The 26,843-nt window shown below is 70.0% G+C and carries 24 protein-coding genes, 2 tRNA genes and 4 pseudogenes; 25 read left to right on the top strand and 5 right to left on the bottom strand.

From position 1 onward, the window contains the following. Positions 1–11 precede the first annotated feature (11 nt). The 6 genes from gltX (at position 12) to G7071_RS17770 (ending at position 4,770) form a co-directional block, all read left to right on the top strand. Entirely contained in the window at positions 12–1,466 is a 1,455-nt protein-coding gene (gltX, locus tag G7071_RS17795) for a glutamate--tRNA ligase (protein WP_166320700.1), read from the top strand. A gap of 17 nt (positions 1,467–1,483) precedes the next feature. Next, positions 1,484–2,425 carry a CPBP family intramembrane glutamic endopeptidase gene (locus tag G7071_RS17790; protein WP_166320699.1) on the top strand — a complete coding sequence of 314 codons (942 nt, stop codon included), beginning with the start codon at positions 1,484–1,486 and terminating at the stop codon, positions 2,423–2,425. Positions 2,426–2,479: 54 nt separating this feature from the next. Further along, positions 2,480–2,551: transfer RNA gene (locus G7071_RS17785), tRNA-Gln, on the top strand. A gap of 79 nt (positions 2,552–2,630) precedes the next feature. Beyond that, positions 2,631–2,703 (top strand) — tRNA-Glu (locus G7071_RS17780). Positions 2,704–2,813: 110 nt separating this feature from the next. Further along, positions 2,814–4,286, top strand: a complete 1,473-nt coding sequence (locus tag G7071_RS17775) for an AlkA N-terminal domain-containing protein (RefSeq protein WP_166320698.1) — start codon at positions 2,814–2,816, stop codon at positions 4,284–4,286. Between the two features lies 1 nt (position 4,287). Next, the gene (locus tag G7071_RS17770) at positions 4,288–4,770 is read left to right on the top strand and encodes a methylated-DNA--[protein]-cysteine S-methyltransferase (protein ID WP_166320697.1); all 483 of its coding nucleotides are present in this window, start codon (positions 4,288–4,290) and stop codon (positions 4,768–4,770) included. 12 nt (positions 4,771–4,782) lie between these two features. Here the strand turns inward: G7071_RS17770 and G7071_RS17765 are convergent, their stop codons facing one another. Beyond that, positions 4,783–5,505: an IclR family transcriptional regulator gene (locus G7071_RS17765; RefSeq protein ID WP_166320696.1), complete on the bottom strand. Its 723-nt coding sequence runs from the start codon at positions 5,503–5,505 to the stop codon at positions 4,783–4,785. Positions 5,506–5,629: 124 nt separating this feature from the next. Between G7071_RS17765 and leuC the strand changes: the two are divergent. The 3 genes and pseudogenes from leuC to G7071_RS17750 all read left to right on the top strand — a co-directional run bounded on the left by leuC (position 5,630) and on the right by G7071_RS17750 (position 8,546). Further along, positions 5,630–7,068, top strand: a pseudogene (gene leuC / locus G7071_RS17760) (3-isopropylmalate dehydratase large subunit). Between the two features lie 3 nt (positions 7,069–7,071). Continuing rightward, positions 7,072–7,677 carry a 3-isopropylmalate dehydratase small subunit gene (leuD, locus tag G7071_RS17755; RefSeq protein ID WP_166320695.1) on the top strand — a complete coding sequence of 202 codons (606 nt, stop codon included), beginning with the start codon at positions 7,072–7,074 and terminating at the stop codon, positions 7,675–7,677. Between the two features lie 143 nt (positions 7,678–7,820). Beyond that, a complete protein-coding gene (locus G7071_RS17750; RefSeq protein WP_166320694.1) occupies positions 7,821–8,546 on the top strand; it encodes an HU family DNA-binding protein in 726 nt (241 codons plus the stop codon). A gap of 623 nt (positions 8,547–9,169) precedes the next feature. Here the strand turns inward: G7071_RS17750 and cofC are convergent. Beyond that, positions 9,170–9,796: a 2-phospho-L-lactate guanylyltransferase gene (gene cofC / locus G7071_RS17745; RefSeq protein WP_166320693.1), complete on the bottom strand. Its 627-nt coding sequence runs from the start codon at positions 9,794–9,796 to the stop codon at positions 9,170–9,172. Positions 9,797–9,856: 60 nt separating this feature from the next. Between cofC and G7071_RS17740 the strand changes: the two genes are divergently transcribed. Together G7071_RS17740 and G7071_RS17735 are read left to right on the top strand one after the other, a co-directional pair. Then, complete coding sequence (locus G7071_RS17740; protein ID WP_215727630.1) at positions 9,857–10,615, top strand: lysophospholipid acyltransferase family protein; 759 nt, start codon at positions 9,857–9,859, stop codon at positions 10,613–10,615. Next, positions 10,612–11,613, top strand: a complete 1,002-nt coding sequence (locus tag G7071_RS17735; protein ID WP_166320692.1) for an NAD(P)H-dependent glycerol-3-phosphate dehydrogenase — start codon at positions 10,612–10,614, stop codon at positions 11,611–11,613. Before G7071_RS17740 ends, G7071_RS17735 begins: the two co-directional genes overlap by 4 nt. 15 nt (positions 11,614–11,628) lie before the next feature. Here the strand turns inward: G7071_RS17735 and G7071_RS17730 are convergent, their stop codons facing one another. Beyond that, the gene (locus tag G7071_RS17730) at positions 11,629–12,726 is read right to left on the bottom strand and encodes a trans-sulfuration enzyme family protein (protein WP_166320691.1); all 1,098 of its coding nucleotides are present in this window, start codon (positions 12,724–12,726) and stop codon (positions 11,629–11,631) included. Positions 12,727–12,758: 32 nt separating this feature from the next. Between G7071_RS17730 and G7071_RS17725 the strand changes: the two are divergent. Continuing rightward, a pseudogene (locus G7071_RS17725) lies at positions 12,759–13,870 on the top strand (D-alanine--D-alanine ligase family protein). Positions 13,871–13,915: 45 nt separating this feature from the next. Here the strand turns inward: G7071_RS17725 and G7071_RS17720 are convergent. Further along, on the bottom strand, positions 13,916–14,347 hold the full coding sequence (locus G7071_RS17720; protein ID WP_166320690.1) for a DUF3515 domain-containing protein: 432 nt from the start codon (positions 14,345–14,347) through the stop codon (positions 13,916–13,918). A 20-nt stretch (positions 14,348–14,367) separates the two neighbouring features. After that, the gene (locus tag G7071_RS17715; protein ID WP_166320689.1) at positions 14,368–14,604 is read right to left on the bottom strand and encodes an Lrp/AsnC family transcriptional regulator; all 237 of its coding nucleotides are present in this window, start codon (positions 14,602–14,604) and stop codon (positions 14,368–14,370) included. Positions 14,605–14,734: 130 nt separating this feature from the next. Here G7071_RS17715 and G7071_RS17710 point away from each other — a divergent pair, with 130 nt between their 5' ends. The 13 genes and pseudogenes from G7071_RS17710 to G7071_RS17650 all read left to right on the top strand — a co-directional run bounded on the left by G7071_RS17710 (position 14,735) and on the right by G7071_RS17650 (position 26,842). Then, positions 14,735–15,685, top strand: coding sequence for a thiamine-phosphate kinase (locus G7071_RS17710; RefSeq protein ID WP_166320688.1), 951 nt, complete (start codon positions 14,735–14,737; stop codon positions 15,683–15,685). 123 nt (positions 15,686–15,808) lie between these two features. Then, complete coding sequence (gene rpmB, locus G7071_RS17705) at positions 15,809–15,994, top strand: 50S ribosomal protein L28 (RefSeq protein ID WP_091196251.1); 186 nt, start codon at positions 15,809–15,811, stop codon at positions 15,992–15,994. 122 nt (positions 15,995–16,116) lie between these two features. Beyond that, positions 16,117–17,757 carry a DAK2 domain-containing protein gene (locus G7071_RS17700; RefSeq protein ID WP_166320687.1) on the top strand — a complete coding sequence of 547 codons (1,641 nt, stop codon included), beginning with the start codon at positions 16,117–16,119 and terminating at the stop codon, positions 17,755–17,757. Then, positions 17,758–19,980 carry an ATP-dependent DNA helicase RecG gene (locus G7071_RS17695; RefSeq protein ID WP_166320686.1) on the top strand — a complete coding sequence of 741 codons (2,223 nt, stop codon included), beginning with the start codon at positions 17,758–17,760 and terminating at the stop codon, positions 19,978–19,980. 73 nt (positions 19,981–20,053) lie between these two features. Continuing rightward, positions 20,054–20,670 (top strand): annotated as a pseudogene (gene rsmD, locus G7071_RS17690) (16S rRNA (guanine(966)-N(2))-methyltransferase RsmD). Next, the gene (gene coaD / locus G7071_RS17685; RefSeq protein ID WP_166320685.1) at positions 20,663–21,178 is read left to right on the top strand and encodes a pantetheine-phosphate adenylyltransferase; all 516 of its coding nucleotides are present in this window, start codon (positions 20,663–20,665) and stop codon (positions 21,176–21,178) included. Before rsmD ends, coaD begins: the two are co-directional and overlap by 8 nt. Beyond that, entirely contained in the window at positions 21,175–21,864 is a 690-nt protein-coding gene (locus tag G7071_RS17680) for a YceD family protein (RefSeq protein WP_425489403.1), read from the top strand. Before coaD ends, G7071_RS17680 begins: the two co-directional genes overlap by 4 nt. A 45-nt stretch (positions 21,865–21,909) precedes the next feature. Continuing rightward, the gene (gene rpmF, locus G7071_RS17675) at positions 21,910–22,095 is read left to right on the top strand and encodes a 50S ribosomal protein L32 (RefSeq protein ID WP_166320684.1); all 186 of its coding nucleotides are present in this window, start codon (positions 21,910–21,912) and stop codon (positions 22,093–22,095) included. After that, entirely contained in the window at positions 22,037–22,816 is a 780-nt protein-coding gene (gene rnc / locus G7071_RS17670) for a ribonuclease III (RefSeq protein ID WP_425489402.1), read from the top strand. The genes rpmF and rnc overlap by 59 nt, the downstream gene beginning before the upstream one ends. A gap of 3 nt (positions 22,817–22,819) precedes the next feature. Next, the gene (gene mutM / locus G7071_RS17665) at positions 22,820–23,707 is read left to right on the top strand and encodes a bifunctional DNA-formamidopyrimidine glycosylase/DNA-(apurinic or apyrimidinic site) lyase (RefSeq protein ID WP_166320683.1); all 888 of its coding nucleotides are present in this window, start codon (positions 22,820–22,822) and stop codon (positions 23,705–23,707) included. A gap of 73 nt (positions 23,708–23,780) precedes the next feature. Beyond that, a complete protein-coding gene (locus tag G7071_RS17660) occupies positions 23,781–23,972 on the top strand; it encodes a hypothetical protein (protein WP_166320682.1) in 192 nt (63 codons plus the stop codon). Between the two features lie 151 nt (positions 23,973–24,123). Then, positions 24,124–25,274 (top strand): annotated as a pseudogene (locus tag G7071_RS20075) (MFS transporter). Positions 25,275–25,303: 29 nt separating this feature from the next. Next, complete coding sequence (locus tag G7071_RS17650; RefSeq protein ID WP_166320681.1) at positions 25,304–26,842, top strand: LVIVD repeat-containing protein; 1,539 nt, start codon at positions 25,304–25,306, stop codon at positions 26,840–26,842. Position 26,843 lies beyond the last annotated feature (1 nt).

Below are 26,843 nucleotides of genomic sequence, written 5' to 3'. Positions count from 1 at the left end.
GCCGAGCCCCCATGACGAGCCCCGTCCGCGTCCGATTCTGTCCCTCGCCCACCGGTTCGCCGCACGTCGGCCTGGTGCGCACCGCGCTCTTCAACTGGGCCTTCGCCCGTCACCACGGGGGGTCGATCGTCTTCCGCATGGAGGACACCGACAAGGAGCGCAGCACCCAGGAGTCCTACGACGCCATCCTCGAGCTGTGGCGCTGGCTGGGGCTCGACTGGGACGAGGGCATCGAGGTCGGGGGACCGCACGGTCCCTACAAGCAGAGCGAACGCGGCGACGTCTACCGCGACGTGCTCGCCCGCCTGCGCGCGTCGTCGTACACCTACGACTGCTTCTGCCGCAACGAGGAGGTCGATGCGCGCCGCAAGGCGACCGGCTCCAAGATGCAGGGCTACGACGGGTTCTGCCGTGACCTGTCCGCGGAGCAGCGGGCCACCTTCGAGGCCGAGGGGCGAGCGCCCATCGTCCGCTTCCGGATGCCCGACGGCTCGATCACCTGGGACGACGCGGTCCGTGGTGACATCACCTTCGAGACCGAGAACGTGCCCGACTTCGCGCTCTCCCGCGCCAACGGAGACCCGCTCTACACCCTCGTCAACCCCGTCGACGACGCGCTGATGGAGATCACCCACGTCCTGCGCGGCGAGGACCTGCTCTCCAGCACGCCGCGCCAGCTGGCGCTCTTCGAGGCGCTGGTCGAGCTCGGGATCGCCAAGGAGGTGCCGACCTACGGCCACCTGCCCTACGTCATGGGACAAGGCAACAAGAAGCTGTCCAAGCGGGACCCCGAGGCGCACGCGCTGGCCTACCGTGAGCAGGGGTTCCTGCCCGAGGGACTCCTCAACTACCTCGCGCTGCTGGGCTGGGCGATCGCTGCCGACCGCGACATCTTCTCGCTGGCCGAGATGGTCGAGGCGTTCGACATCAAGGACGTCAATCCCAACCCGGCGCGCTTCGACCTCAAGAAGGCTGAGGCGATCAACGCCTCGCACATGCGGTTGCTCACCGTCGAGGACATCACGCACCGGGCGCTGCCGTTCCTCAAGGAGGCCGGTGTGGTCAGCGACCCCGTCTCCGACGCGGACGCCCAGCTGCTCGAGCTGGCGATGCCGCTCGTCACCGAGCGGATCAACAAGCTCACCGAGGTCGGACCGATGCTCGACTTCCTCTTCGTCGACGAGGCGGACTTCAGCCGCACCGACGAGCTCGACGATGCTGCGCGCGAAGTCGTGAAGGCGGCGTACGACGCCCTCCTCCCGCTCCACACCTGGAGCACCGCGGCCATCGACGAGGCCCTGCGGGCCAAGCTGATCGACGAGCTCGGGCTCAAGCCCCGGCACGCCTTCGGCCCGGTGCGGATCGCCGTGTCGGGCAAGAAGGTCAGCCCGCCGCTCTTCGAGTCGCTCGAGCTGCTCGGCAGGGAGCGGTCGATCGCGCGTCTGCGCGACGCCATGACCCACTGAGCACGGTCCGGCTGACGATGGACGAGCCCCTCGGCTACCACCAGCTGCAGCGCCTGGGACGACCCGGTCCGTGGCGTCCGATCCTCGGCGTGCCTTTGCTGGTGATCGGTGTGTTCGTGCTCGCGCCGCTCACCGCGCTGGTGCCCGTCGCCGCCTGGCTCGTCGCCACAGGTGAGCCGGTCCGCGAGGGCCTGAGGTCGGTCACCGACCTGGACGACGTGAGGCCGCTCGGCCTCGCCTACGTCAACATCGTGCTCGCCACGGCGATCCCGATCGCGATCCTGCTCAACGTCCTGCTGCACCGGCTCCATCCCCGTTGGCTCCTTTCGGTGGCGGGACGCGTCCGGTGGCGCTTCCTCCTGGCCTGTCTGGGGGTCTCGGTGGTGGCACTGATCGCGACTGTGATGGTCTCCTCGTTCGTGCCCCAGCCCGACACGGGCTCGGAGCTGTCCGGCCGGCTGAACGACTTCACGACCACCACGCGCGACTTCCTGCTCGTCGTGCTGATCCTCACCCCGCTCCAGGCGGCGGGGGAGGAGTTCGCGTTCCGCGGCTACCTGATGCAGGCGATGGGTGGGCTCGCAGCCGCCCGGATCGTCGCCGTGGTGCTGTCCGCACTGTTGTTCGCCGTGGCCCACGGCATCGGGCAGGACCTGCCGATCTTCGTCGACCGGCTTGCCTTCGGCCTCGTCGCCGGAGCGCTCGTCATCCTCACCGGCGGCCTCGAGGCTGCCATCGCCATGCACGTGCTCAACAACTTCCTCGCCTTCGGGCTCGCGCTCGCGTTCTCCGACATGACAAGTGCGCTCACGCCCACCGGGGGGACCTGGTGGAGCCTGCCCGGGACCCTGACCCAGTCGCTCGTCTATCTCGTCCTGGCGACGTGGCTGGCGCGCCGAATGGGCCTCGCGACGACCGTGAGCCCTTCCGTTTTGGAACGGCCGCGGGGCCACGTGTAAGGTTTCTTCTCGGTCCTGAAGGTGCGCCGGAAGGGCCAAAAACCAGTAAGTCAGTGGGATATGGTGTAATTGGCAACACGACTGGTTCTGGTCCAGTTATTCTAGGTTCGAGTCCTAGTATCCCAGCGAAATCCCTGCTCCACCGGGGATTTGGACGGAGCTGCAGCCATGGTTATAGTTCCGTTCGCTTCACGAAAGAGTGCCTGCCCCCGTCGTCTAGCGGCCTAGGACGTCGCCCTCTCACGGCGGTAACGCCGGTTCAAATCCGGTCGGGGGTACAACTCGAGGAAGGCCAGTCCACCAGGGCTGGCCTTCCTTGTTCTTCCTGTGCGCCGCACTGTCCGATTTCCGCTGGGTCAGGGCGCTCGCGTGGTCCACAATCATGGTCATGAAGCGACGGGACCTCGACCACGAGTCCTGCTATCGCGCCGTCCAGAGCATGGATCGACGCTTCGACGGGGTCTTCTACACCGCCGTACGCACGACCGGGATCTATTGCCGGCCCAGCTGCCCGGCACGCACCCCGGCTCCCGGCAACGTGACCTTCCACCGCACCACCGCCAGTGCTCAGGCGGCCGGTTTCCGGGCCTGCAAGCGTTGTCGCCCCGACGCCACGCCCGGTAGTCCCGACTGGGACGTCGCCGCCGACGTGGCCGGGCGGACCATGCGCCTGATCGCCGATGGCGTGGTCGATCGCGAAGGCGTCGGCGGACTCGCCTCGCGGCTCGGCTACACACCCCGCCACCTGGGCCGGCTGCTGACCCAGGAGCTCGGAGCAGGCCCCCTCTCGCTCGCCCGCGCGCACCGCGCCCAGACAGCGAGGGTGCTGATCGAGACGACCGACCTCGCCTTCACCGACGTGGCGTTCGCCGCCGGTTTCGGCAGCGTGCGCCAGTTCAACGAGACGGTGCGGGAGGTCTACGCCACCTCCCCGAGCCAGCTCAGGGGACGCCGCGCCGGGGGAGCCGCTGCCGAGGGCGTGATCGTGGTCCGACTGGCGGTGCGCGCGCCCTATGCGGGCTCTGTGCTCCTCGACTTCCTGCGCAGGCGCGCAGTGCCGGGCGTCGAGCTGGTCGACGACACGTCATATGCGCGCACCCTGATGCTTCCGCACGGTCCCGCGACCCTGCGCCTGACCCTTCCCGACGTGACCGAGCCCTCGGTGACGGCGTTCGTGCGCGCCGAGCTCGCGCTGAGCGACCTGCGAGACACGAGCGCCGCCGTCGAACGGGCGAGGCGCCTGCTCGATGCCGACTGCGACCCGGTCGCGGTCTCGGACGCGTTCGGGGCCGATCCAGTCCTCGGTCCGCTGGTCCGCAGGACTCCGGGTCTCCGCGTGCCCGGCCACGTCGACGGCAACGAGGTCGCCATCCGGGCCGTCCTCGGCCAGCAGGTCAGCGTGGCCGGCGCGCGCACCGTTGCGGCCAGGCTCACGCACGATCACGGCGCCGAGGTCGAGACAGGGGTGCCGGGCCTCACCCACCTGTTTCCCGACGTCGCGGTGCTGGCCGCGCTGGATCCGGAGAGCCTGCCGATGCCCCGCTCCAGGGGGCGCGCTCTGACCGGTCTGTGCGCCGCGCTCGCCGATGCGACGATCGTCCTCGACCGCGCCGCCGACCGGGACGACGTACGCCACGGCCTGCTGGCGCTGCCGGGCATCGGCCCCTGGACGGCCGACTACATCTCGATGCGCGCGCTCGGTCACCCCGATGTGCTGCTCGAGACCGACCTCGGCACCCGCGACGCGCTGCGCCGGCTCGGAGCGCCGGCTGACCTCGACACCGGGGCCTGGCGGCCGTGGCGTTCCTATGCCCAGGCACACCTGTGGCATTCCCTCGTGCACACCCAAGGAGACTCCTGACATGTGGACCGTGTTGCCCTCGCCCATCGGTGACCTGCGAGTCGTCGAGCGCGACGACAAGATCAGTGCGATCAACTTCTCGCCGTTCCTCAGTCCCGTCGACGGTCGCCCGATCGGTGGACGCAACGACGCCCACCCCGTCCTCGCAGAGGCGGTGCGTCAGCTCACGGCATATTTCTCCCGCGACCTCAAGGAGTTCGACCTGCCGCTCGCGCCCGTCGGTTCGGACTTCCAGCAGCGGGTCTGGGAGCAGCTGGTCCTGATCGGCTACGGCGCCACGGCGTCCTACGGCGAGATCGCCGGCCGGCTCGGGATGACCAACGCCGCGAGCCGCGCGGTGGGCCTGGCCAACGGGCGCAACCCCATCCCGATCGTGATTCCCTGTCACCGGGTGATCGGCGCCAACGGCACCCTCACCGGCTATGCCGGTGGACTGGAGCGCAAGCAGACACTGCTCGACCTGGAGCAGGACGCGTTGTTCTGAGCGCTGAGTCGTTCAGTCGGCGGCCGCGCGCCGCAAGGACTCGGAGAGGCGCTCCGCAGCAGCGAGTACGGCGGGGGCATGCATCCGGCCGGGCTGGCGCGAGAGTCGCTCCAGCGGGCCCGACACCGAGACTGCCGCGATGATCTTGCCGCCGGGGGAGCGGACCGGGGCCGAGACCGACGCAACCCCCTGCTCGCGCTCGCCCACCGATTGGGCCCAGCCGCGGCGCCGTATCCCGGAGAGGGCGGTCGCGGAGAAGGCTGCGTTCTGGAGACCGCGGTGCATGCGCTCGGGGTCCTCCCAGGCGAGGAGCACCTGCGCAGCCGAGCCGGCGCGCATGGTGAGCTGGGAACCGACCGGGATCGTGTCGCGCAGGCCGGACGGGCGCTCGGCCGCGGCGACACACACGCGGTGCTCGCCCTGGCGACGCCACAGCTGGGCGGACTCGCCGGTGATGTCGCGCAGCCGCGCCAGGACGGGGCCTGCTGCGGCGAGAAGTCGGTCCTCGCCGGCCGCGGCGGACAGCTCGGCCAGCCGGGGGCCCAGCACGAACCGGCCCTGCATGTCACGAGCGACCAGACGGTGGTGCTCGAGCGCGACCGCCAGCCGGTGCGCCGTGGGGCGAGCAAGCCCGGTGCCTGCCACCAGTCCGGCGAGGGTGGCGGGTCCGGCCTCGAGCGCCGAGAGCACGAGGGCCGCCTTGTCGAGCACGCCGACTCCGCTAGAGTTGTCCATATGGCAATACTGCCGTCTCAGATCATGGGATGCAAGAGGTAGTGTCGCAGAGCACGCAGCGTCACCATCCCTGACCTGCGCGCACCAGCTGATGAGCACCACAGATGCGAGAAGGAGCACGACGATGGGCAAGACCCTGGCTGAGAAGGTATGGGACGAACACGTCGTCCGCAGTGCCCCGGGGAACCCGATCTCCTCTACATCGACCTCCACCTCATCCATGAGGTGACGTCCCCGCAGGCGTTCGACGGACTGAGGCTGGCCGGCCGCAAGGTGCGCCGCCCCGACCTGACGCTCGCGACCGAGGACCACAACGTCCCGACCCTGGACTGGGACAAGCCGATCGCCGACCCCGTCTCCCGGTTGCAGGTCGAGACGCTTCGCAAGAACGCGGACGAGTTCGGAGTCAGGCTCCACCCGCTCGGCGACATCGAGCAGGGCATCGTGCACGTCGTCGGTCCGCAGCTCGGGCTCACCCAGCCGGGGATGACGATCGTGTGCGGCGACAGCCACACGTCCACGCACGGCGCCTTCGGTGCGATCGCGTTCGGCATCGGCACCTCCGAGGTCGAGCACGTGCTGGCCACCCAGACGCTGACCCAGGCCAGGCCCAAGACGATGGCGGTCACGGTCAACGGCAGCCTGCCCGAGGGGGTCACGGCCAAGGACCTGGTGCTCACCCTGATCACCCACACCGGCACCGGCGGCGGTCAGGGCTACATCGTCGAATACCGAGGGCAGGCCATCGAGGAGCTCTCGATGGAGGGCCGGATGACGGTCTGCAACATGTCCATCGAGTGGGGCGCCAAGGCCGGGATGATCGCTCCCGACCAGACGACCTTCGACTACATCCAGGGCAAGCCGGAGGCACCGAAGGGCGCCGACTGGGACGCAGCCGTCGAGCACTGGCGGAGCCTGCGGACCGACGACGACGCGACCTTCGACGAGGAGATCGTGCTCGATGCCTCGGTCATGACTCCGTTCGTCACCTGGGGCACCAACCCCGGCCAGGGCGTCCCGCTGGGCGGCTCGGTCCCGAGCCCCGACGACTTCGACGACGCCACCGACAAGATCGCGACCCAGAAGGCCCTGGAATACATGGGCCTCGAGGCCGGGACGCCGATGCGCGAGGTCAAGGTCGACACGGTCTTCGTCGGATCGTGCACCAACGGGCGGATCGAGGACCTGCGTCTTGCGGCCTCGATCATCGAGGGCCACCAGGTCGCCGAGGACACCCGGCTGCTCGTCGTCCCCGGGTCGGTGCGGGTTCGGCTGCAGGCCCAGGAAGAAGGGCTCGACAAGATCTTCATCGCCGCCGGTGCGGAGTGGCGCGGCGCCGGGTGCTCGATGTGCCTGGGCATGAACCCCGACCAGCTCGCACCCCAGGAGCGCAGCGCGTCGACCTCCAACCGCAACTTCGAGGGGCGACAGGGCAAGGGTGGGCGCACGCACCTCGTCTCGATCCCCGTAGCCGCCGCCACCGCCATCCGCGGAACCCTGTCCTCACCTGCCGACCTGGTCACCGCAAGCCAGGCCGGCGCCCAGACCCTGCAGGAGGCCTGAGCCATGGAGCCCTTCACCACCCACACCGGGGTCGGCGTGCCGCTGCGTCGCAGCAACGTCGACACCGACCAGATCATCCCGGCCGTCTATCTCAAGCGCGTCACCCGCACGGGCTTCGAGGACGGGCTCTTCGCCGCCTGGCGCGGTGACGAGGGCTTCGTGCTCAACAAGCCCGAGTATGCCGCCGGCACCGTCCTGGTTGCCGGACCCGACTTCGGCACCGGCAGTTCGCGCGAGCACGCCGTGTGGGCGTTGCAGAACTACGGCTTCCGGGTCGTGATCTCCTCGCGCTTCGCCGACATCTTCCGCGGCAACTCCGGCAACGCCGGGTTGCTCGCCGCGCAGGTCGACGAGAAGGTCGTCCAGCGTCTGTGGGACCACCTCGAGGACAACCCCGGCGCGACGATCACTGTCGACCTCGAGTCGCGAACTGTCAGTGCTGGTGCGGGTCCTGACGCCATCCAGGACTCGTTCGACATCGACGACTACACCCGGCACCGGCTGCTCGAAGGGCTCGACGACATCGGGATCACGATGGGTCACGACGCCGACATCGCGGCATACGAAACGACTCGTCCGAGCTGGAAGCCCGCCACCCAACGGGCCTGAGCCGGGCACGAACGCCCACGTCGGGAAAAGAAAAGCGAGCCAAAACCCTCTCCGGTGATTGTGGCACCTGCCGCGAATGCCTAGCGTGCCTTGGAAGTCGTCGTGCACAAGCGCGGCTCCGTGGTTCATTGGAAGGGAAGCTAGTGAACAAGACACAGCTCATCGATGCGCTCGCCGCTCGCTACGAGGGGAACCGCAAGCAGGCCGCCCACGCTCTCGACTCGGTGATCGACACGATCACCCGCGAGGTCGCTCGGGGCGAGAAGGTCGCCATCACCGGGTTCGGCTCCTTCGAGAAGACGGTCCGAAATGCCCGCTGGGTGCGCAACCCGCAGACCGGCGAACGGATGAAGTCGAAGAAGAAGGCCGTCCCCAAGTTCACCCCCGGCCAGGACCTCAAGAACATCATCTCCGGCGCGAAGAAGCTGCCGAAGCTCACTGCCGCGACGATGCCCTCTCCGCCCGCCGCTGTGCGGGCGGTCGCCGCCGCGGCGGCCGCGCCGGCCAAGGCTGCAGCCAACGCCGTCACTCCGACCAAGAGCTCGAGCGGCGCCAAGAAGTCGACCGCGTCGAAGTCGACGGCGGCCAAGAAGACCAGTGCGGCGAAGAAGTCCACGCCGGCCAAGAAGACCACGACCGCCAAGACGAGCGCCGCCAAGAAGACCACGGCAGCGAAGAAGTCCACGCCGGCCAAGAAGACCACGGCCGCCAAGACGAGCGCCGCCAAGAAGACCACGGCAGCGAAGAAGTCGACGCCGGCCAAGAAGACCACGGCGGCGAAGTCGACCGCGTCGAAGTCGACGACGACCAAGAAGACCAGCACTGCGAAGAAGACCACGGCCAAGAAGTCCCCGGCCAAGAAGTCCTGATTCGACACATTGATGGCGGGTCACCCTCGGGTGGTCCGCCATCGATGCATTTGCGGAGGGTGTCCAGGCCGACCGAACGCACCAGCAGCCTTCTCGCGTAGCGAACCTCGCCTGCCATCTCGGAGTCGTCGATGACCAGTCAGATCCCCAACGTCCGCACGTGGTCGAGGACGGTGCCGCCGTACCTGTTCGCGCTGGAGGATCTCGACGTCTTCGTCCTCAAGGAGCACGAGGAGATCGTTCGGGCGATGGGCAGGGAGCGCAAGGCTGATCGCAGCGAGCTCGTCGACGGGGCCGTAGCTGGCCCGAGGTCGTCGGCTCGGGGATCTCGGCGCTCCTCGCTGCCGCCACGTTGGGGGCGACGGCGAACGAGAGCGGAGTGGATGTCTTCGGCCCGGACCTCGTCTCGGTCCCGGTGTGGCTGACGCTGGTGGGGGCGACAGTCGTCGGCGTCCTGCACGCCGTGGCATCGCGTGGCAGGCGCAGGCCGTTCCGCAGACACTTCTCTGTCACCGGGCCCGCGGACCTCGACCACGTACGTCGGCTGGTGGGTCAGCTCGAGCCTGCCGCTAGCACTCCACGACCGAACGGACGATCAGCTTGATGCCCGGAAGCTCCCAGGGCTAGGAGCCGCAGGCTCGCGCGGTGTGGATCCCCACGCCCAGGGCCAGGGCCTCAGCCAGGTCGGCACGGTCATCGACGTCGAGCCGCAACGTCGTCGCAGCACTGCCGACCTCGACCGCGCCGCGCGCGAGGTGGTGGGCGGCCGAGTCGAGACCGAAGGCGGGCTCGAACTGGGCATGGGGTGCGACGTAGGTCGTCGTCCCCGCTCCGGCGGCGTCGCGGACGAACGAGGGTCCGTCCACCTCGGCCAGGGCCGAGGCGAGGTCCTGGCTCGTCAGGCAGGGCAGGTCTGCACACAGCGCCACGGGCATCGAGGTCGGCCACCGTCGTGCGGCCTCGGCGCCCGCCTGGAGGAGCGTGGCGTTCAGGTCCTCGGTCACGCCGTCGGGGATCACGACACACCCGTCGGCGCGGAGGGCGGCAGCGAAGCGGAAGTCGTCGGTGACGGCCAGGACGGCCTCGACCTGGGGCGTGCGCATCGCGGCAGCGACGGTGTCGCGGGCGAACGCAGCGGCCAGGTCACGGCGTTGATCGGTGGGGAGTCCGTCCAGCCGCGACTTGCCGCGTGCCGGTGGCTTCACCGGGACGATCACGACGAAGGTCTGGGCGACGCGCGAAGGGGACACGCACCAGATCTTCGCACCGCGTGCGAGTAGCCTGCTCAGCGACAATCAGGAGGGTCTCGCGTGTCGGTCCGCAAGGTGCAACGCAAGCGTGGGTGGGCGGTGAACTTCGCTGCTGTGGTGATCAAGCCCACGATGCAGGCCGTCACGAGGCGGACATGGATCGATGGCGAGAAGATCCCGCCCTCGGGCGGGTGCATCCTGGTCGTCAACCACGTCTCGCACGTCGATCCCCTGCTGACGGCCCTCTTCGTGTGGGACCACGGGCGCATCCCGCGATATCTCGCGAAGTCCGGCCTGTTCCGCACGAAGTTCGTCGGCACCGTCCTCCGCTCGGCCGGCCAGATCCCGGTGGAGCGGCTCTCGCGCAAGGCGCTCGGCGCCTTCGATGCAGCCGTCGAGGCCGTCAACAGCGGCGAGTGCGTCGTGGTCTATCCGGAGGGGACGCTGACGCGCGATCCCGGCCTGTGGCCGATGGTCGGCAAGTCGGGCGCGGCCCGGATCGCCCTCGCCACCGGAGCTCCCGTCGTGCCGGTCGCCCACTGGGGCGCACAAGACCTGCTCTATCCATACTCGTCGCGCCCGCGGCTGTTCCCGCGCAAGCACATCCGGATGAAGGTCGGTGATCCGGTCGACATCTCGGACCTGGGTGCCAAGCCGGTGACGGCAGCGGTCATCACCGAGACGACCGAGCGGATCATGGCCGCCGTGACCGACCTCGTGGCCGAGCTGCGCGGCGAGCAGCCGCCCGCAGAGCGCTTCGATCCGCGCAAGGCCGGAGTCAGTCAGATCGGAAACCCCAACAAGAAGGACCGCCGATGACCAAGATCGCCGTCTTCAGCGCCGGCTCCTGGGGGACGGCCTTCTCCGTCGTCCTGGGTGATGCGGGCAACGAGGTCAAGCTGTGGGCCCGACGCCCCGAGGTGGTCGACGCCATCAACACGCAGCGGGAGAACACCGAATACCTCCCGGGCATCGAGCTGCCGCCCGGCGTGTCCGCGACGACCGACCCCGAGCAGGCGGCGTCCGGAGCCGACATCGTCGTGCTCACGGTGCCCTCCCAGACCCTGCGGGAGAACCTCACGGCCTGGGCGCCGTTGATCCCCGAGCAGGCGACGTTGGTCTCGCTGATGAAGGGCGTCGAGCTCGGGTCGCTGAAGCGGATGAGCGAGGTGATCGCCGAGGTGACCGGCGCCGGTCCCGAACGCATCGCCGTGGTCAGCGGGCCCAACCTGGCCAAGGAGATAGCCCGCCGCGAGCCCGCCGCGTCCGTGGTCGCCTGCGCCGACGAGGACGTGGCCAAGAAGCTGCAGGCCGCCTTCCACACCGCCGCCTTCCGTCCCTACACGTCCGTGGACGTGCTCGGCTGCGAGATCGGCGGCGCCTACAAGAACGTCGTCGGGCTGGCGGTCGGGATGGCCGTCGGACTGGGGTTCGGCGACAACACCACCGCCTCGCTGATCACGCGTGGTCTCGCCGAGACGGCGCGCCTGGCGATGGCGCAGGGGGCCAACCCCCTCACGCTGATGGGACTCGCAGGGCTGGGTGACCTGGTGGCGACGTGCTCCTCCCCGCTCTCGCGCAACCGGACGTTCGGCGAGAACCTCGGGAAGGGGATGACCACCGAGGAGATCTATGCCTCGACCAGCCAGGTGGCCGAGGGCGCCAAGTCGTGCAAGTCGCTGCTCGCGCTGGCCCGTCGCACCGGCGTCGATGCGCCCATCGCCGAACACGTCGACGCGGTGGTCGACGGGCGGATGACGGCGACCGAGATGATGAGCAGCTTCATCGCCCGCGAGACGAAGCCGGAGCTGCACTGAGCCAGCGACAGGCGGTCAGCCCACGCAGCCGTCGAGCGCGGCGCGCAAGTCGTCCCACAGGTCCTCGACGTCCTCGACGCCAACGCTGAGCCGCACGAGCGCGTCAGGGATCGTGGGTGCCTCCGACTTCCAGCGGCGACGGCGCTCCAGGGTCGACTCGACGCCCCCCAGTGAGGTCGCGTGCACCCACAGGCGGGTCTTGTGGGTAAGCAGGTCGGCGGCGATCGTGCCCTGCGCCAGCACGACGGAGACGATGCCTCCGAACCCGGGGTAGCGAACCTCGGCGATCGCGGGGTGCTCTTCCAGTCGCCGTACGAGCTCCTGGGCGTTGGCCTGGGCCCTCTCGACCCGCAGGTGCAGGGTCCTCATGCCGCGCAGCACCAGCCAGGCCTCGAGCGTGCCGGGGATGGCCCCCAGCAGGTCGCGCCGGTTCTTCAGCACGGAGAAGAGCTCGTCGTCGCGGGTGCAGATGGCGCCGAGGAGGGCATCGCTGTGGCCTGCAAGATATTTCGTGGCCGAGTGCACCACCAGGTCGACGTCGTGGACCAGTGGCGTCTGCAGCAGCGGCGTCGCGAACGTGTTGTCGACCGCGACGTAGGCGCCCGCCTCGTGGGCGGCCTTGGTGATCGTCTCGATGTCGGCGATCTCCAGGGCCGGGTTGGTCGGCGACTCGATCCAGACCAGGGCCGCGTCGTCGCACGCCTTCACCACGGCATCGGTGTCGGTGACGTCGACCAGCTCGGCGCGTGCCCGACCCCGAGCCTCCAGGTCGGCCAGCTGCATGATCGTGCCGCTGTAGGAGTGGCGGGGCGCCACGACCTTCGCGCCGTGCCCGACGAGGTCGAGGACCGTCGCCACGGCCGCCAGTCCCGACGCGAAGCTCAGGCAACGGCCGCCCTCCAGCGCACCGAGCGCCTCCTCGAACGCGGTCCACGTCGGATTGGCGTAGCGGCCGTATTCCAGGTCTCCGCCGGCGCCATACGTCGAGGCCATCGTGATGGGGACGTTGAGCGGGGCGTCCGGTCCGGGGTCGGGACGGCCGGCGGTCACGGCGATGGTGCTCGGCCGCAACGGGCTGTCGGTGGGGCTGGGTGTGCGCGGGTCGTCGGCCATGTCTGCCAGCGTAGGCCGATAGGGTCCTGGCAATGAACGAGCCACGGAAGCCTCGTGTCGCCGTCGTCTTCGGTGGGCGCTCGAGCGAGCACAGCATCTCCTGCGTCACCGCCGGCAGCGTGCTGGCAGCCATCGATCGGGAGAAGTACGACGTCGTCCCGGTCGGCATCGCCACCGACGGCCGCTGGGTGCTGGAGTCCGACGATCCCGGACGGCTCGCCATCCGGGGCACGACCCTGCCGGAGGTGGACGCGTCCCGCCCGACGGTCACCCTGCTCGGCTCCGAGGGCAGCCCCGACCTCGTCGTGAACCAACCGGCGCAGGTGCCTCGGGTGCTCGGTTCGGTCGACGTCGTGTTCCCGCTGCTCCACGGGCCCTGGGGGAGGACGGGACCCTGCAGGGGCTCCTGGAGATGGCGGGCGTCCGCTACGTCGGCTCCGGTGTCCTGGCGTCGGCGGTCGGCATGGACAAGGACTACATGAAGGTCGTGCTGGCCGCGGCCGGCCTTCCGGTGACCCCGGGCATCACGGTCAGCAGGCGCGAGTGGGAGACCGACCAGGTCTCCTGCCTCACGCGGATCGAGGAGCTGGGCCTGCCCAGCTTCGCCAAGCCGGCGCGCGGGGGCTCGAGCATCGGGATCAGCAAGATCCACGACCGCACCGAGGTCGTCGACGCCATCGAGCTGGCCCTCGAGCACGACGCCAAGGTGCTGGTCGAGGTCGCGATCGCCGGGCGCGAGGTCGAGTGCGGTGTGCTGGCCACGGTCGACGCCGGCCCGGAGACGTCTCGCCCCGCCGAGGTCCGCACCGGCGGGGACCACGAGTTCTATGACTTCGAGGCCAAGTACCTCGCCGGCCAGGACACCGAGATCGACCTGCCCGCCGACCTGCCGCCCGAGGTCGAGCAGGAGCTGCGGCGGCTGGCCATGCGTGCCTTCGAGGCGTTGTCCTGCGAGGGGCTCGCGCGGGTGGACTTCTTCGTGCTGGCCGACAACTCGCTGGTCATCAACGAGATCAACACGATGCCCGGCTTCACGCCCACCTCGATGTTCCCGCAGATGTGGGCCGAGTCGGGCGTCGCCTATCCCGAGCTCGTGGACCGGCTGATCACCCTCGCGCTCGAACGCGACACCGGCCTGCGCTGACCGGGGCCTAGAGGCAGGGCTCGTCCTCCGGCAGGGTCTCACCGATCACCTGGGAGACGTCGACCTGCACTGCGTCGCTCCCGCGGTGGGCAGCGGGGATGAGCACACTGACGCGGGGGAGTGGGTCAGCGCGGTGACGACGATGTCTGCGGCGGGGTCCTTGAGCTCGTCGGGTGGCAGGAACCAGCCGACGTCCCCGATCTGGGAGCAGGAGGCGAACTCGTCGTACGTCGATGGCAGCTCGACCCCGCAGGTGAGGACGATCGGCTCCTCACCCCACGCGGCACCCGGGGCGTCGGCCGGGGTGACGTCGCGCCGGGGTTCGCCGGCCAAGGTGTCGGGCAGCGCCGCCACCAGCTCGGCACATGCCTCCTGCTCGCCGGAGGACAGGTCGGGTGCGTCGATGGACACTGCGCCCGAGCAGCCGGCGACGAAGAGGGCGCAGACGACGACAACGCCCCGGGTCCGGATGGACACGGGGCGCTGGGGAGTCGCGATCAGATGTGGACGACGGGGCACGTCAGGGTGCGGGTGATGCCGTCGAGGTTCTGCACCTTGGAGACGACCAGCTTGCCGAGCTCGTCGACGTTGCGGGCCTCGGCGCGCACGATCACGTCGTAGGGACCGGTGACGTCCTCGGCCAGCGTGACGCCCTTGATCTGGGCAATGGCCGTGGCAACCTCGGCGGCCTTGCCGACGTCGGTCTGGATCAGGATGTAGGCCTGCACGACCATCTGGACTCCTCGGGCTCGGGGGTGAACGTTGTGGCGAGCGCCAACCTACCCCCGCGTCGCCGTGGGCGTCACTTCTGCCGGGGTCGACGTCCCGCAGCACGCCCGACCACCGGTCTGGTCTGATGGCGCCATGGCACAACCCGTGGATGCGACGCTGACCGATGTCGGCGAGTTCGGCCTGATCGCCGAGCTCGTGGCCCTGTTCGAGCAGGGCGAGCAGGTGCTCATCGGCCCGGGCGACGACGCGGCCGTGCTGCGCATCCGCAACGGCCATGTCGTGGTCTCGAGCGACCTGATGGTCGAGGGGCGACACTTCCGGCGCGACTGGGCGAGCGCCGAGGACGTCGGCCACCGTGCTGCAGCCCAGAACCTCTCCGACATCAACGCCATGGGTGGCGTCGCGCACTCGCTGACCATCGGTCTCGCCGCCCCGGGCGACCTGCCGGCCCAGTGGGCACTGGACTTCGCGCGGGGCTTCGCCGCCGAGTGCGCCCTGGTCGGCGCGAGCGTCGTCGGGGGTGACCTGACCCGCGCCGACCAGGTCGTCGTGGCGGTCACCGTGATGGGCGCCTGCACCGAGGCCCCGGTCGTCCGGTCGGGAGCCGCTGCCGGAGACGTGCTGGCCCTGACCGGCCGCCAGGGATGGGCAGCGGGTGGCCTTGCGGTCCTGGGTCGAGGGTTCCGCTCACCCCGCGTCCTCGTCGAGGCCTACCGCCGTCCTGCGCCGCCCTACCCGGCAGGGAGGGTGGCCGCCGAGGCGGGAGCCACCGCGATGATCGACATCTCGGACGGCCTGCTGGCCGAGGCCGGCCACCTGGCGGAGCGGAGCGGGGTGTCCATCGACGTACGTCGCGATGCCTTCGACCTGGCCGAGCCGCTGCTCGCGGTGGGTGCTGCGCTCGGGGTCGACCCGATGGAGTTCGTGCTGGGCGGCGGTGACGACCACGCGCTGCTGGCGACCTTCGGGAGCCGGGCGCAGGTGCCGGAGGGCTGGTCAGTCATCGGTTCGGTCGCCGAGGGGAGTGGCGTCACCGTCGACGGCGCGGCCTATGAAGGCCCGACGGGCTGGACCCACTTCTGAGCGGACGATGCTCGATTTCATCCATCCCGGCCGGTCGGATACTCTTGTGCGGTTGCTCGCGCGCCGTCTTCGGCTGCTCTGCGGGCCGACCCTCGAATGACCAACGATCTTCAGGAGTACACGGTGGCTGCCGTCTGTGACATCTGCGCCAAGAAGCCCGGCTTCGGCAACAACCGACCCTGGTCGCGCAAGATTACGAAGCGTCGCTTCAACCCCAACATCCAGCGCGTGCGCGCCACGATCAACGGCACGCCCAAGCGCGTCAACATCTGCACCGGCTGCCTCAAGGCCGGCAAGGTCTCCCGCTGACCTGACGAACTTCGCCGAACGGCCCCGAGAGCATCGCTCTCGGGGCCGTTCGTTGTCTGCGTCGTCGGCGTACGGCGCTAGCCTGTGCCCTTCGACCCACACGTCCGGGAAGGGGGCAGGCGATGGAGACCGTGCCGAGCGGCATCACGACCACCAGCCTGGCTCGGTTCGCCGAGATCGCCACCGACGCCTTGTCGTCGGCCCGCGAGGAGATCGACGCCCTCAACGTCTATCCCGTGCCTGACGGCGACACCGGCACCAACATGTTCCTGACCGTCTCGGCGGCTCGGGACGCGATCGTCCAGGCAGTCAACGACGATCCCCAGATGGCGCTGGGTGACGCCCTGCGGCTGCTGGCACGCGGCGCCCTGCTCGGTGCCCGGGGCAACTCCGGAGTCATCCTCAGCCAGATGCTCGGCGCCTATGTCGCCCGGCTCGCGGAGGCGGGTCCCGGCGACCGCAACGGCACCGTCGTCGCGGAGGCGATGCAGCGGGCGACCGATGCCTCCTACGCCGCTGTCGGCACCCCTGTCGAGGGGACGATCCTGACGGTCGCGCGCGCGGCCTCGGACGCGGCGATGGCGGCCTCGCGGGAGGAGCAGGCCCGAGCGCGCGACATCTTCTCCGCCGCTGCCGCGGCTGCCCGCGAGGCGCTGGCACTCACCCCCACCCAGCTCAAGGCGCTGGCCGACGCCGGTGTGGTGGATGCCGGCGGTCGCGGGCTGTGCGTCGTGCTGGACGCCGCCGAGACCGTCTCGACCGGGCGGCGTCCGCCGCCCGCAGCGGTGGGTGTGCCACGCATCCCGGTCCCGGTCGCCGTCGATGCCGGCGACCTCAGCCCCGACGGTCCCTCCTACGAAGTGATGTATCTCCTCGAGGCCGACGACGACGCGGTCCCCGCCCTCAAGGCGACGCTCGCCCCCCTCGGCGACAGCCTGGTCGTGGTCGGCGGCGACCGCCTCTGGAACGTGCACGTGCACGTCGACGACGTCGGGGCAGCGATCGAGGCGGGCATCGTGGCGGGCCGGCCCTATCGGGTGCGGGTCACCCACTTCGCCGAGCAGATCGCCCAGAGCGCGGCTCGTCGGCCGACCCAGCGGACAGGCCGCAAGGTCGTCGCTGTCGCTGCCGGTGCCGGCCTCGCCGCACTGTTCTCCGACGCCGGCGCGATCGTCGTGGAGGGCGGGCCGGGTCGGCGTCCTTCCACCGGCCAGATCCTCGACGCCATCAACGGCTCCGGTGCAGCCGAGGTTGTCGTGCTGCCCAACGACCCCGACTCGATCCGGGTCGCGGAGATCGCCGCGCGCACGGCCGAGGAAGGTGGCGAGGTCCGCGTCGAGGTCGTGGCGTCGATGGCCCAGGTGCAGGGGCTGGCCGCCATGGCGGTCCACGAGCCGGGTCGCACCTTCGACCAGGACGTCCGCGAGATGACTGCGACAGCGCGCCATGCCCGCCACGGCGCGGTCACCGTCGCCTCGAGGCAGGCCATGACCATGGCCGGTCCCTGCGAGCCGGGCGACGTGCTCGGGGTCGTGGCCGGCGACTTCGTCCTGGTCGGCGACGACGACCACGAGGTGGCCGTCCACGTCGTCGAGCGCCTCCTCGGTGGCGGTGGCGAGCTGGTCACGATCGTCGCCGGCGACGGGGGCCACGACCTGGCGACCGGCGTGGCGGCATACGTCGAAGCCACTCATCCGGCCGTCGACGTGACCGTCCACGAGGGCGGCCAGGACCGCTATCCACTGCTGGTGAGCGTGGAGTGAATGGTCGCCATCACGCCTGACTCGCCCGTGGCGAGCGTCTTCGGTCGATCACCCAAGCGCAAGCTGGTCGAGGAGGGTCTCGGGATCCGCACGGTGGGTGAGCTCCTGCGTCACTTCCCGCGGCGCTACGTCGAGACCAAGGAGCTCTCCGAGGTCGGAAGGCCCGAGGTGGGTCAGCTGCTCTCGGTCGTGGGAGAGGTGGCCAGCTCGGCGGTGAAGCCCTTCCACCGTGGCCGCAAGCAGCAGTTCCGCACCGAGGTGCGCATCCGCACCAACGGGCCGACGTTCTCGCTGTCGTTCTTCAGCCCCTACGCCGGCCAGGCCCACAAGTATGCCGACGAGATGTCGCCGGGCAGCCGGGGGCTCTTCACCGGCAAGGCCAAGCTCTTCAACGGAACCTGGCAGCTCGAACAGCCCCACCAGCTGATGTTCGGCCGGAACGAAGACGGGGACGAGGACGAGGACGATCCCAGGCTGAGCAAGCTCCTGCCCGTCTATCCCGTCACCGGCCGGCTCTATGTCTGGGACCTGATCAAGGTGATTCGGTTCGCGCTCGACGTCGTCACCGAGGTGCCCGACCTGTTCTCGCCCGAGCTGCGCGAGCGCTACGACGTGCTCGACGTGATGACTGCCCTGCGGCTGGTGCACGGACCCGACGACTATGCGCAGGCCGGTGCCGGACAGCGGCGCTTCCGCTTCGAGGAGGCCCTGGTCCTCCAGCTCGTGCTGGCCCGGAGGCGGGCTGCGCAGCGCGCGCTCGGCGCCCAGGCGCGGCTCGGCGGTGGCGGGCTGCTGAGGGAGTTCGACCAACGGCTCCCGTTCGAGCTGACCGCGGGCCAGCGCGAGATCGGTGCCGTGCTGATGCGCGAGCTCGCCCAGGCGCACCCGATGAACCGTCTGCTCCAGGGCGAGGTCGGCTCCGGCAAGACCGTCGTCGCGCTGCGCGCCATGCTCCACGTCGTCGACTCCGGAGGTCAGGCCGTCCTCCTCGCCCCGACCGAGGTGCTGGCGCAGCAGCACCACCGGTCGATCACCAGCATGCTCGGCGACCTGGGTCAGGGTGGGATGCTCGGGGGAGCAGCGGACGGCACCTCGGTCGTGCTCCTCACCGGCTCGATGTCGAAGCCGGCCAAGGACCAGGCGCTGGCAGCGATGGCGAGCGGTGAGGCGGGACTGGTGATCGGGACCCATGCCCTCCTCGAGCAGTCCGTCGCCTTCGCCGACCTCGGCCTGGTCGTCGTCGACGAGCAGCACCGCTTCGGCGTCAAGCAGCGCGCAGCCCTGACCGACAAGGCAGGTTCCCCGCCCCACGTCCTGGTGATGACCGCGACGCCCATCCCGCGCACCGTCGCGATGACCGTCTTCGGTGACCTCGAGACCTCCGTCCTCACCGAGCTGCCCGCGGGACGGGCTCCGATCCAGACCAACGTCGTCCCGCTCGCCGAGCAGCCGCAGTGGATCGCTCGGGTCTGGGAGCGGGTGCGCGAGGAGGTCGGCAAGGGCCACCAGGTCTACGTCGTGTGCCCGCGGATCAGCGGGGACACCCAGGAGGACGGGGAGAGTGACCAGCTCGACGTCGACGAGGACGGCGAGGTGACGACCAGGAAGGTGCCGCTCGCAGCGGTCGAGGACCTCCACGAGGAGCTCGCGGCGGGAGCGTTGCAGGGGCTGAGGGTCGGGATGCTCCACGGGCGCCTGCCGCCCGAGGAGAAGGACCGGACCATGAGGTCGTTCGCAGCCGGGCAGGTCGACGTGCTCGTCTCCACGACCGTCATCGAGGTGGGCGTCGACGTGCACAACGCGACGACCATGGTGCTCCTGGACGCCGACCGGTTCGGGGTCAGCCAGCTGCACCAGCTCCGTGGGCGGGTGGGTCGTGGCGGCCTCCCCGGGCTGTGCCTGCTCGTCTCCCGTGCCGAGACCGGCACCCCCGCGCGTGACCGGCTCGAGGCTGTCGCAGCGACCACTGACGGGTTCGAGCTGAGCCGCGTCGACCTCGAGCAGCGCCGCGAGGGCGACGTGCTCGGTGCCAACCAGTCGGGCTTCAAGTCCAGCCTGATCACCCTGCGGGTCCTGCGCGACGAGAAGACGATCGTCAGGGCCCGCGAGGCGGCCGACGAGCTGCTCGCCGAGGACGCCGAGCTGTCGACCTGGCCGGGGCTCGCGCACGCGGTGCTCGAGGTCGAGGCCTCCCAGCACTCCGAGTTCGTGGACAAGTCGTGAACCACCCCACGACGTTCTTCTCCTCCGCTGCACTCCACCGAACAACGCCGCGGGGACCCCGGATGAGCATCGAATGACGCGGATCATCGGGGGAGTGGCCGGCGGACGCCGTCTCGTGACGCCGCGGGGCTCGGCCACGCGCCCGACCAGCGACCGCGTGCGCGAGGCCCTGTTCTCGGCGATCGAGGCGTGGTGCGGGTCGCTGGCGGGGCTGCGGTTCATCGACCTCTACGCCGGGTCGGGTGCGGTGGGGCTCGAGGCGTGGTCGCGGGGGCGGGCGTGGTGACCCTGGTGGAGCAGGACCGCAAGACCGCGGCCCTGATCGAGCGCAACGCCCGCGCCCTCGGCACCAGTCGGGTCAGCGTGACCGCCTCGTCGGTGGCGAGCGCCCTGCGCAAGAGCCCGGCAGCGCCATACGACATCGCGTTCCTGGACCCCCCCTATCCACTCACGGACGAGGAGGTCACGGCGGCGCTGGCCGGGCTCGTCGAGGGCGGCTGGCTGGTCCCCGGGGCCCTGGTCGTGGTCGAGCGCTCGGTGCGCGGGCCCGCCCTGGGGTGGCCCGAGGGGCTCGAGGGTGACCGGTCCAAGAAGTATGGCGAGACGATGCTTTGGTACGGTCACGCCGCCCACGCCTCCGCGGGCCGTCTTGAAGAATCCGGCGAGGACCAGGAGCCCCACGATGTCTGATCGGACCCCCGGCCGGCTCCACCGGGCCGTGTGCCCCGGCTCCTTCGACCCGGTGACCAACGGCCACCTCGACATCATCGAGCGCTCGGCCAAGCTCTTCGACGAGGTCGTCGTGGCAGTCGGCGTCAACAAGTCCAAGAATCGGCTGTTCACGCCGGAGGAACGCATCGACATGCTCACCCGGGCGTGCTCGACGTGGGGCAACGTCCGGGTGGACGGCTTCACCGGACTGCTCACCGACTTCTGTCGCGAGCACGAGATCGACGCGATCGTGAAGGGACTGCGGGCGGTCAGCGACTTCGACTACGAGCTCCAGATGGCGCAGATGAACTCCAGCCTCGCGCCCGTCGAGACGGTCTTCGTGCCCACGAGCCCCGAGTGGTCCTTCCTGGCCAGCAGCCTGGTCAAGGAGGTCGCCACGTTCGGTGGCGACGTCAGCGGGCTCCTGCCCGAGTTCGTGCGTGATCTGCTGGTGGCGCGGCTGGCCGAGCGTGAGGGTGGCGCGTGAGCCATCCGGCCGACCCCCCGACCTCCCTGCCGCCCTCCCTGCCCACCTGGCGTTTTGCCCCTGCCCCGGCCGACGGCTACGATTCCGTGGTTCTGTTCAGTGTTCGGACCTGGAGTGAAATCGTGACCAGCCTGGACCCGAGGGCGCCGCTCGTGCTCGACACCCGCGAGCTCGGCCGCCGCCCGGGGTCCCAGCGGGAAACGGTGCACACAGTGCCGGCACCGGCAGAACTTGGCATCGAAGTCCTACATGTCCCCGAGGGATCGCCGGTCGAGCTCGACCTGCGGCTCGAGGCGGTCATGGAGGGCGTGCTGGTCTCTGGTTCTGCCTCGGCAGAGCTGGTCGGAGAATGCGCGCGGTGCCTGGAACCGATCGAGGAAGAGATCACCGTCCGGTTCCAGGAGCTGTTCGTCTACGACGACGCCAAGCACGACCCGTCCGACACGGACGTGGACGACGAGGTCAGCCGGCTGGAGGACGACCTGCTCGACCTCGAGCCAATGCTGCGGGACGCGGTGGTGCTCGCACTGCCCTTCCAGCCGCTGTGTGAGGAGGACTGTCCCGGACTGTGCGTCGAGTGTGGCGCCAAGCTGGCCGACGATCCCGACCACGCGCACGAGGAGCAGATCGACCCGAGGTGGGCCGGGCTCCAGACCTTGCAGGACCGCAGCAACACCACAGACTGACTCAACCGGCCGGGGCGACCCGATCGGCAACACAAGGAGAGAACCATGGCTGTTCCGAAGCGGAAGATGTCGCGAAGCAACACGCGTCACCGTCGGTCGCAGTGGAAGGCCGTCGCGCCCTCCCTCGTCACCTGCGCCAACCCCGCCTGTGCTGCCAAGCACCTCCCGCACCGTGCGTGCGGCGAGTGCGGCCAGTACGGCGCCCGCGCCGACCGTCGCCAGGTCCTCTGACCCACCAGCAACTCCGCTGAGCACGCAGGAGCTGCGACAGGAGCTCGGGAATCCAGTTCTGGATCCTGAGCTCCTCGAGCGCGCCCTGACCCACCGGTCCTACGCCTACGAGAACGGTGGGCTGCCGACCAACGAGCGCCTGGAGTTCCTCGGCGACTCCGTGCTCGGCGTCGTGGTGACCGAGACGCTCTACACCACCCACCCCGAGCTCTCCGAGGGGCGGCTGGCCAAGCTGCGCGCTGCTGTCGTCAACGCCCGGGCACTCGCGGGGGTGGCTCGCCGCATCGGCCTGGGCCAGCACATCAAGCTCGGCCGCGGCGAGGAGTCCACCGGCGGTCGGGAGAAGGCGTCGATCCTCTCCGACACCGTCGAGGCCCTGATCGGTGCCATCCACATGAGTGGCGGCATCGAGGCGTCGGCCAAGGTCGTCCACCTCCTCTTCGACGACCTGATGGTCGCAGCGGCCCTGATGGGGGCCGGCCTCGACTGGAAGACCTCCCTGCAGGAGCTCTCCGCCTCCCTGGCCCTGGGCGTCCCCGACTACGTGATCGAGGCCGACGGGCCCGACCACATGAAGACCTTCGTGGCCCGCGTGCGCGTCGGGGGCCAGTTCTACGGCCACGGCACCGGTCGGTCCAAGAAGGAGGCCGAGCAGGGCGCGGCCGCGACGGCCTACGCCGAGCTGCGCGCCGCTCACCCCGAGCTCCTCGACCCAGCCTGACCCGTGCCCGAGCTCCCCGAGGTCGAGGTCGTCCGGGCGGGCCTGGCTCGCCACGTCACCGGCGCCACCATCGACGCCGTCGAGGTCCTGCACCCGCGCCCGCTGAGGCGTGACCCACGGTCTGCGGACGGGTTCGTCGCCGCCCTCGTCGGCCAGCGGATCGTCGCCGTACGCCGACGCGGGAAGTATTTCTGGCTCGCGCTCGGCTCCGGCGACGCCCTCCTCGGACACCTCGGCATGAGCGGCCAGATGCTTCTCCAGCAGCCCGGCGCGTCCGACGAGCGCCACCTGCGCGTGCGGTTCGCCCTGTCCGCGTCCGACGGCTCGTTGGAGATGCGGTTCGTCGACCAGCGGATGTTCGGCGGCCTGCTGGTCTCCGACGGCGGCGCCGAGCTGCCGACCGAGATCGCGCACATCGGGCTGGACCCGCTCGACCCTGCCTTCGACCAGGCCGACGTGGTGCGCCGGATGCGCCGACGTGCGGTCGGGGTCAAGCGCCAGCTGCTCGACCAGGGTCTCGTCTCCGGGATCGGCAACATCTATGCCGACGAGGCCCTGTGGCAGGCCCGGCTCCACTACGACCGGCCCGGCGACCGGCTCACCCGCACGCAGGCCGACGAGGTGCTCACCCATGCCCGCGCGGTGATGACCGACGCGCTGGGGCAGGGTGGCACCTCCTTCGACGCGCTCTATGTCAACGTCAACGGTGAGAGCGGCTACTTCGACCGGTCGCTCCACGCCTATGGCCGCGAGGGGGAGCCGTGCGAGCGCTGCGGGACGCCGATCCGGCGAGCGACGTTCATGAACCGCTCGTCGTTCTTCTGCCCGGTCTGCCAGCGGCCGCCCCGGACCCGACGGCCGGCTGCGCGGACCCGGGGCCCGTCGGATTGACCGGGGCGGTCCCGGGTGGGACTCTGGTAGACGGATCAATTCCCCGCACGTCCACCTCGAAAGGGCGCACCCCATGGCGAAGGCGCTGATCGGTCATCTCCACACCGACCGCCGCATCCCCGCCCGACTGGCTCAGGAGAATCAGCGACTGCGCGTGCGCGTCGCGGAGCTCGAGTCATTGGTGCTGCGGCTGCAGGTCGAGAACGACCGCCTGGTCGAGGAGCGGGCTGTCGCCGCGCTCGAGCAGGAGATGCTCCCCGCCTGAGCGGAAAAACGCAAGGCGCGGGCGCGTGGTGTCCGCGTAGGCTCCGGAGCTTGTGAGCCGCCTGACCGACACCGTCTTCCCGACGCGGCTCGGCACCGGCTTCCGGTGGCTTGCCACCAGCTCGTGGGCCACCAACCTCGGCGACGGGCTCATGATGGCTGCCGGACCGCTGCTGGTCGCCTCGCAGACGCGCAACCCGGTGCTGGTCGCAGCCGCGGCGATGGCCACGACGCTGCCGTGGTTGCTCTTCGGTCTGCTGGCCGGCGCCCTCGCCGACCGCCTCGACCGGCGGCTGCTGGTGATGGTGATGGACGCGGTGCGGGTGCTCGTGCTCGCGGCGCTCTGCCTGATCATCTGGACCGGCCACGTCGACATCTGGATCGTGATCGTCGTGCTGTTCGCGATGGGGACGGCAGAGGTCTTCGCAGACACCACCACCAGCACGCTGGTGCCGATGCTGGTGGACAAGCCCGACCTGGGCATCGCCAACGCCCGCATCCAGGCCGGCTTCATCACCGCCAACCAGCTCATCGGGCCGGCGCTGGGAGCACTGCTGTTCGCAGCCGGGATGGCCCTTCCCTTCACGGTGCAGGCCGTGAGTGTCGCCCTCGGAGTCCTGCTGGTCTCGCGGATCGGCACGCCTCGCGGCGCCGTACGCCGTGAGCTGGACAGTCACCTGCGTCAGGACATCGTCGAGGGGATGCGCTGGGTCGCGCACCACCGGCCGGTGCGCACGCTGGCCCTGGTGATCGTGACCTTCAACATCACCTGGGCCGCTCCCTGGTCGGTGCTGGTGCTGTGGGCCCAGGACCGGGTCGGCCTCGATGCCGCCGGCTTCGGCCTGCTGACGACCGCCTCGGCACTCGGGGGCTGCTGGGGACCTTCGCCTACGGCCGGCTCGAGAAGCGGGTGCCGCTGGCGACGCTGATGAGGGTGGTGCTGCTGGCCGAAGTGGTGTTCCACCTCGCGATGGCGGTCACGACATCGGCATACGCCGCCTATCCGTTGATGTTCTTCTTCGGTGCCTATGCATTCGTCTGGGGGACGGTGTCCAACACCGTGCGCCAGCGGGCCGTGCCGACCGAGTTCCAGGGACGGGTCGGCTCGGTCTACCTCATCTGCGTGATGGGCGGCATGCTGCTGGGCTCCCTGCTGGGCGGCCTGATCGCCCAGCAATGGGGACTCACCGCGCCATGGTGGTTCGCCTTCGCCGGAGCCGGGATCACCCTGGCCCTAGTGTGGCGCGAGCTCGCGCACATCGCCCACGCGGACGAGGCAGCACTGGTGACGCCTGTCACGTGACCTGGAAGGGGGAGGCTCGTTGAGGAGACATGCGCACCCTGCCCGCCATCGCAGCCGTCCTGACCCTCGGCGCCTCCATCGCCCTGACCGCCCCTGCGTTCGCGCACGGTGATCGCGACCGGTTGGAGCAGAAGCGGACCGAGTACGAGGGCGGACTCAACGCGCCGGGCGCCATGAGCCCCAACGTCAACCTCGTGGACAGCAACCCCGGCTCTGTCGGCATCTCCGGCTGCTTCATGAGGACGGCGCCGCTCTTCGTGATGTCGGGTCTCGACTCCGTGGTCGTCCACGACGTCAGCAACCCGCTCGACCCCCAGCGGGTCGGCACCCTGCCGAGCCTGCAGTTCGAGAACGAGGCGATGAACTGTGGCGAGCGCAAGGTCGGCAAGACCACCCAGCGGTTCGCCCTGATCGGCGTCGACCTCTATCAGGCCTCGCCGAGCGACATCGAGCACATCAACGACCCGGCCCGGGGCGACTACGAGCTGATCATCGTCGACGTCACCGACCCGGCCGCGCCCCGCATCCGCTCACGGGTGCCGTCCACGACCAGCACCCACACCGTGAGCTGCGTCGTCGACACCGACTGCCGCTACGTCTACTCCGCCGGTGACGACAGCCAGGTCCCCGGACAGGGCAGCTTCTCGATCTTCGACCTGACCGACCTCGACAAGCCCGTCGAGGTCGACAGCGACCCCGCGACCGCGGGCATCCAGCCGTTCCGCTCCGACGCCGTGGGCTGGGGCGGGCACAAGTGGAACTTCGACGGCGCCGGTCGCGGCGTCCACACCGGTGCGGGTGGCTCCTACGTCTTCGACGTCTCCGACCCGGTCGCGCCGGTGGAGATCGCCAACACCGGTGCCGCGGGCGACTCGTCGCGCGAGGGCATGACCAACGGCTACAACAACTTCATCCACCACAACTCCTTCCACCCCAACGCAGCCGCCTTCCGCCCCGACGCGGCTCCGTCCCTGGCCAACGGCAACGTCCTGCTCGTCACCGAGGAGGACTACGAAGACCCCGACTGCAGCACCGCCGGCTCCTTCCAGACCTGGCACGTCAAGCGGATGGACGGCTCCGAGGGTTCGATCGTGCCGCTGGCGAAGGTCGAGCTCGCCGACCTCGTGACCTACCCGCTCCCCGTGGGCGCCTTCTGCTCGGCACACTGGTTCGACTACCACCAGTCCGGGCTCGTCTCGGTGGGCTTCTATGGCGGCGGCACCCAGATCATCGACGTCAACGACCCCCTCGCCCCGACCAGCCACGGCTTCGCCTGGTTCGGCGCCTCGGAGGTCTGGGACAGCTACTGGGTCCCGGTCTACAACTCGCGCGGTGTCGCCACCGGCAAGAAGACCAACCTTGCCTACTCCGTCGACCTGGTGCGCGGCCTCGACGTGCTGGCTGTCGACGTCGACGGTGACCAGGTCGGCGCCACTCCCGACCCGACGCTGCTGCCCGGGGGCTCAGGGACCGAGCTCGCCCTCGTGGACGCCGCGCCGGTCGGGCTGCTCGGCCTCGGGGCGGTCCTGTTCGCCGTACGCCGACGCCGGCTCCTGCCTCACGACTGAC

It is taken from the genome of Nocardioides piscis, from assembly GCF_011300215.1.
GTDB classification, from domain to species: Bacteria; Actinomycetota; Actinomycetes; order Propionibacteriales; family Nocardioidaceae; genus Nocardioides; species Nocardioides piscis.
Note: the sequence above shows the minus strand (reverse complement) of the source record. Positions and strands in the feature narration are given on the sequence as shown.